Source organism: Sedimentibacter sp. B4 (genome assembly GCF_000309315.1).
Lineage (GTDB): Bacteria > Bacillota > Clostridia > Tissierellales > Sedimentibacteraceae > Sedimentibacter > Sedimentibacter saalensis.
The window spans coordinates 1-207 of sequence record NZ_CANG01001074.1; the positions used below are offsets into that span (position 1 = coordinate 1).

Consider the following 207-nt stretch of genomic DNA (forward strand, 5'->3'; position numbering starts at 1 on the left):
TAAGGAGACCGTCGACTTCGCCCGCGAGGTGGCCGCACCGCTCGGCTTCCCGATCCACGACGGCCTGCTGAACGAGCGTGGCTGGTCGCTGGTGTTCAACCGGGTCTCCGACATGACGCCCTGCAAGCTGGTCGACCTGCGTGGGAAGGGCCCCTGGACGCCCGCTGATCCCGTCCGTCCGCCCTGTGCTTGGGGCTCGCTGAACGA

At 68.6% G+C, this 207-nt stretch carries 1 pseudogene; it reads left to right on the plus strand.

The window, feature by feature from the left end:
• Positions 1 to 207: pseudogene (locus tag BN358_RS27285) on the plus strand (hypothetical protein); the annotation flags it as partial.